The organism is Bowmanella pacifica (assembly GCF_014645355.1).
GTDB lineage: Bacteria > Pseudomonadota > Gammaproteobacteria > Enterobacterales > Alteromonadaceae > Bowmanella > Bowmanella pacifica.
In genome coordinates this window covers 1-5,497 of sequence record NZ_BMLS01000013.1, presented here as the reverse complement: position 1 = coordinate 5,497, position 5,497 = coordinate 1, and the positions used below count along the sequence as shown (strand labels likewise).

The following is a 5,497-nucleotide window of genomic DNA, read 5'->3' as shown; positions in this document are numbered from 1 at the left end:
ATGTGAGAGTAGCACACCGCCAGGCTCCCAATACGAAGAAGGGCTATCCAAGTGGATAGCCCTTTTTTATTGCCTATGATTTGGGTTTATCAAAGCTTACTTAGCATCACCAGGCCCTGCGCCCTTTTTCAAAAAATGCTCTAACGTGTTAATCCTACGCTTGCGTGAAGTAGCAATCTACGCGCTCATCTTCGTATGATGAAACCGTACTCGGCAGTTGCTCTACCTTCTGTATCTTTCCAGTCGATCGACAGGTGCAATAATGAAAACCCAGTCGCCAGCTCTCCCTTTTTCTTAGAGCCCAAAGTGTGTGAAACTGTTGTGTTATGTGTTTATAAGTTGGTTTTGTTTTGAGGTTTATCTATCAACATGTTATCCAAAAATTAACAAAGTGATTGAATTTAAAGGAAAATATAGAACTAACGTCATATACCCAAAAGTCTCAGGCATGACTAGAATGTGAATATACTCAGTCTTATGCATAAGCAAAAACGCATAAGACTTGATCGGTAATGTATTCACTGAGGTAACGGCAGATGTCATGCACGTCCAGAATCTTAAATACTCAACTTAGTAATAAAATCATGTCAGCTGAACAAGCTGCGGAGCTTATCCCGGCTGGCGCAACTATAGGTATGAGCGGATTTACCGGAGCAGGCTATCCGAAAGCGGTACCCAAGGCTTTGGCTGAGCGCATTGGCAAGTTGCGTGACGCTGGATTGCCCATGCGGGTTAATATCTGGACTGGCGCTTCTACAGCGCCAGAGCTAGACGGCGCATTGGCAGAAGTTGACGGGATTAATATGCGCTTGCCCTTTCAATCTGACGCAATTTGTAGAAAGCAGATCAATGAGGGGCAGATGCAGTATGTCGACATTCACCTCTCTGAAGTTTCTCAATACGCTTGGTCCGGGTTCCTGGGTAAACTGGATATCGCTGTTATTGAGGTGGCGGCTATTTTAGAAGACGGACGTTTGATTCCATCATCCTCAATAGGAAACAACAAGACTTGGATTGAGCAAGCCGATAAGGTCATCTTAGAAGTTAATGATAAGCAAAGCTTGAAGATGGAAGGCATGCATGATGTATATTACGGCACAGCCTTACCCCCTAATCGTCGCCCTATCATGCTGACCAAACCCAGTGACCGTATAGGTGAAAACTACCTGCACTGTCCGCTGGAAAAAGTGATAGCTGTGGTAGAGACATCGTCTCCTGATCGAAACTCTGCTTTCACCCCGCCAGATCAAACATCAGCGCGGATTGCTGAGCATATCCTGAATTTCTTCGCAGATGAAATTAAGCAAGGTAGATTACCCGAGCAACTGCTGCCTATTCAATCCGGTGTAGGTAATATCGCTAATGCAGTCCTAGAAGGACTTAACAGCGGCCCTTATAAGAACCTGAGTGCATTTACGGAAGTGATTCAGGATGGCATGCTCAAGATGCTGAAATCTGGGACTTTGGAAGTGGCTTCCGCGACAGCTTTTTCGTTAAGTCCTGACGCCCTGGAGGAGTTTAACGAGAACATCGACTTCTACCGTGACAAGATCATTTTGCGTCAACAAGATATCAGTAATAACCCGGAGCTTGCGAGAAGATTGGGCGTTATTGCTATGAATGGCCTGATTGAAGCTGATATTTACGGTAACGTGAATTCAACCCATATTATGGGAACGCGGATGATGAATGGTATCGGTGGTTCCGGGGACTTTGCCAGGAACGGTTATCTGTCTATCTTTATGACGCCTTCAACGGCCAAGCAAGGGGCTATTTCGGCTATCGTTCCGATGGTTTCTCATGTTGACCATACGGAGCATGATGTAAAGATCATCGTAACTGAGCAGGGGCTGGCAGATTTGCGAGGCTTGTCACCTAAGCAAAGAGCTAAATGCATTATAGAGAATTGTGCCCATCCAGACTTCAAGGACCGACTGTTGGATTACTATGAGCGAGCATGTGCTAGCGGCCGCGGTATGCATACACCGCACTTGCTTGAAGAAGCATTAAGCTGGCACGTTAATTTTGAGCAAAATGGGAAAATGTAAGGCGTTAATACGCTAATAATATTTTCCCATCGCACTCGACCAATGGATGGGGGTTACTTACACTAGCAAGCCGACGAAATAACGAATGAAGACGGCAGCTTTGGTTAGTTTAGCCCCCTTACACACTTTTGGCCTTGATACAAAAGCCCAGCGTTTGTTGGCCATTAGTGATCTCTCCCAATTACATGCACTGAACGATAAGCCGTATTACATACTGGGTGAAGGCAGTAATACGATCTTTCTTGAAGATTATGAAGGCAGTGTGCTGCAGGTAAAGCTGTCTGGAATAGAGGTTCAGCAGCATGAGCACCACTTTGATGTATCGGTCGCGGCTGGTGAAAACTGGCACGCTTTGGTGCAAAAGCTCATGAGCGCCAAGATCTTTGGTGCCGAAAACCTCGCTCTCATACCCGGCACAGTCGGCGCAGCTCCAATTCAGAATATTGGCGCTTACGGCGTAGAGCTGGCTGACTTATGCCATAGCGTACAAGCCATAGACCTGCAAACCGGCGAAAAACTGAGTTTTACCAATTCTGAATGTCTGTTTGGATATCGAGACAGTGTATTTAAGCGTCAGGAAATGTCTGAGTCGCTTATTACAGCTGTGGTGTTACGATTTCCCAAAGGCCGTCCTGTGAGCGCTGAGTATGGTGAGTTGAAACTGCTAGGGCCTGATCCCAGCCCTTATGACATATTCAATAAAGTCGTGGAAGTACGTCAGCACAAACTGCCTGATCCTCGTGTGCTAGGTAACGCCGGTAGCTTCTTTAAAAATCCCGTCATAGCCAACGAGCATTACCTTTTGTTAAAAGATAGCTGGCCAGATATACCAGGGTTCCGAGTTGGTGGAGAACAGACGAAGGTTCCTGCAGCCTGGCTTATCGACCGATTGGGATTCAAAGGCAAAACCATAGGAGGAGTAGCTTGTCATGCAAATCAGCCGTTAGTGTTGGTTAATAAGGGAAATGGTACCAGCGCCGACTTACTGGGGTTAGCTCGACAGATCCGTGACGATGTATTGGCCGAGTTTGCGATTGAGTTGGAAAATGAAGTGCGTCTGGTTGGTGAGAAAGGGCTGCTCAGATTATGACTGCGCCAAATGATGATAAGCGTCATCGAATCTTGACTAAGCTTGCCGATGGCCAGTTTCATTCCGGAGAGGAGCTCGGTGCTGAGCTAGGTATTTCGCGAGCTGCTATCAGCAAACACATAAAGGCACTGGAAGGGTTGGGTCTCGAGATATTCAGTGTTACCGGCAAAGGGTATCGCTTGGCCAGTAAGTTGGATTTGCTTGATCCTTCACTAATCAATGCTGCCCGGCGCTTTTCGGATAAACCCTTGACTGTGCTGTCTGTCGTTGATTCGACGAATACCTATCTTAAGTTGAAGCAGTCTGCTCATCGTAATGGGGCAGCGTGTTTGGCTGAAGCGCAAACAGCAGGGCGGGGAAGACAAGGACGAAAATGGCAGTCTCCCTTTGGCGCTAGTCTCTACTTGTCAATGTATTGGACCTTTTCCGGGGGCTATCAGGCGATTGGCGGTTTGAGCTTGATGATAGGCGTTGCTGTTGTTGAGGCGTTAAACAGACTGGGAGTGGAAGGCTTACAGTTGAAATGGCCAAATGACATTTACCTGGATGGAAAAAAACTAGGCGGCGTGTTGGTTGAAGTGGAAGGGCAAATCCACGACCAAAGCCATTGTATTGTTGGTGTTGGTCTTAACATTCGCTTGCCTGACTTGGTTAGAGAAGAAATTGATCAACCCTATACAGATCTCGCACAGCATGTCACTCGTTTGCCGGATAGGAATTTGCTAGCAGCCGCTGTACTCGATGAATTACAGGAGAATCTTATTAGGTTTGAGCATGAAGGTTTGGCGGCATTCCTTCCTCGCTGGGAGGCGCTAAATTTATTCAAGGCAAGAAAGATAAAAATGCTTTGTGGGTCTAATCATTTTGAAGGTGTTTGCCTGGGAGTAAATAAAGATGGGGCGCTGTTGGTTAGATTGCCTGACGGTGTTAAGGCGTTTTATGGAGGCGAAGTGAGTGTTAGAAGCGCACACTGATAAATGGCTTTTCATTGATGCGGGGAACAGCCGTATTAAGGCTGCCAAGAGTGTTTCCGCAAGCGTGGAAATGCTTGGAGAAATCGTTGACCCTCAAACGCTGGGAGACGTTATTAACGACGTGGATGCCATATTGGTCTCTTCCGTTGGACAATCGGCTTGGCTACGCCAACTGGAGGTTATGCTGGCCGAGCATGCTAAGCCGTTGTTCCAGGTGCAGGTAAAAAAGTCCTTTTTAGGCATTGAAAATATGTATCAAAACGTCGAGCAGATGGGGTGTGACAGGTGGTTAGCAGTGCTTGGTGCGGCGAGTCTGACTGAGTTGCCTTTTGTGATAGTAGATTTTGGTACTGCTATTAATGTTGAGTTTGTCGACCAGCAGCGAAACTATCTTGGCGGCTGGATAGCTCCTGGGCTTAGGTTGATGTGCGAGGCTTTGTTTAAGGGCACTGATAGGGTCAAAGGGCAGTTAGGCGGTGAAGTTGAATTAATACCGGGTAAGAATACCCAGCAAGCAGTAGATGCAGGGTGTATGGCGGCAGCCGCTGGGATACTCAGGCAAGCAACTGAACAAGTCCAAAAGTTAGGTGATATCTCGGTTGTATTTGCTTGTGGTGGAGATTATCCAAAAATTAAGCACATTAGTGATCCTAAAGTGCGTCATGAAGAGGGTCTAGTGTTCCTGGGAATGCAAAAGTATGCCACTGGAATTCCGTTGAAAAGTGGGCAAACAACCATCAAAATGCAGCAATTGTGAGCGCCAGAGGCGATAATATAAGCAAGCGACACGTAAATGGCATTTTTTTGCAAATTACCTGTTGCGTCCTCCAAAAGCTTCCTCTAGAATGCGCCCCACTTGATGCAGTGCCGGCTTAGCTCAGTTGGTAGAGCAACTGACTTGTAATCAGTAGGTCGCCAGTTCGATTCCGGCAGCCGGCACCATCAAAATTCGGAACGGCTCAGCCTTCGCTGGTTCGAATCCAGCTCCCTCCACCACTTTATAGGCATTGGCTATATTAGCGAGTGCCGGGCAAGCAAGGCGATGTATCCAGGCAAAGCCCAAAATATTCTTGGGATGAGGTGGCCTCAAGAGATCAGGATCGCGGGCATCGTATAATGGCTATTACCTCAGCCTTCCAAGCTGATGATGCGGGTTCGATTCCCGCTGCCCGCTCCAATAAAGTGCTGATATAGCTCAGTCGGTAGAGCGCACCCTTGGTAAGGGTGAGGTCGGCAGTTCGAATCTGCCTATCAGCACCACTTCTCTCCCCAGCTCATTCTGCGTTTAACCAAAGTAGCAGCCAACCTAGCTGGGGGAATCATGGCAAAAGAAAAGTTTGAACGTACGAAACCGCACGTAAACGTAGGTACTATCGGCCACGTTG

Annotated in this window: 4 protein-coding genes, 3 tRNA genes and 1 pseudogene; all 8 read left to right on the top strand. The window is 47.2% G+C overall.

Going from position 1 to position 5,497, the window contains the following annotated elements; genetic code table 11:
- Window positions 1–536: 536 nt before the first annotated feature.
- Window positions 537–2,048 (top strand): succinyl-CoA:acetate CoA-transferase ScpC, encoded by a 1,512-nt coding sequence (gene scpC, locus IEX02_RS20260; RefSeq protein ID WP_188699286.1) that lies wholly within the window; start codon window positions 537–539, stop codon window positions 2,046–2,048.
- Between the two features lie 85 nt (window positions 2,049–2,133).
- Window positions 2,134–3,138: a UDP-N-acetylmuramate dehydrogenase gene (gene murB / locus IEX02_RS20255; RefSeq protein WP_188699285.1), complete on the top strand. Its 1,005-nt coding sequence runs from the start codon at window positions 2,134–2,136 to the stop codon at window positions 3,136–3,138.
- Window positions 3,135–4,112: a bifunctional biotin--[acetyl-CoA-carboxylase] ligase/biotin operon repressor BirA gene (birA, locus tag IEX02_RS20250; RefSeq protein WP_188699284.1), complete on the top strand. Its 978-nt coding sequence runs from the start codon at window positions 3,135–3,137 to the stop codon at window positions 4,110–4,112. The genes murB and birA overlap by 4 nt, the downstream gene beginning before the upstream one ends.
- The gene (locus tag IEX02_RS20245; protein WP_188699283.1) at window positions 4,093–4,869 is read left to right on the top strand and encodes a type III pantothenate kinase; all 777 of its coding nucleotides are present in this window, start codon (window positions 4,093–4,095) and stop codon (window positions 4,867–4,869) included. Before birA ends, IEX02_RS20245 begins: the two co-directional genes overlap by 20 nt.
- 109 nt (window positions 4,870–4,978) lie before the next feature.
- Window positions 4,979–5,054, top strand: a tRNA-Thr gene (locus IEX02_RS20240).
- Window positions 5,055–5,214: 160 nt separating this feature from the next.
- Window positions 5,215–5,289, top strand: a tRNA-Gly gene (locus tag IEX02_RS20235).
- A gap of 7 nt (window positions 5,290–5,296) precedes the next feature.
- Window positions 5,297–5,372, top strand: a tRNA-Thr gene (locus IEX02_RS20230).
- Between the two features lie 61 nt (window positions 5,373–5,433).
- Window positions 5,434–5,497 (top strand): annotated as a pseudogene (locus tag IEX02_RS20225) (GTP-binding protein); the annotation flags it as partial.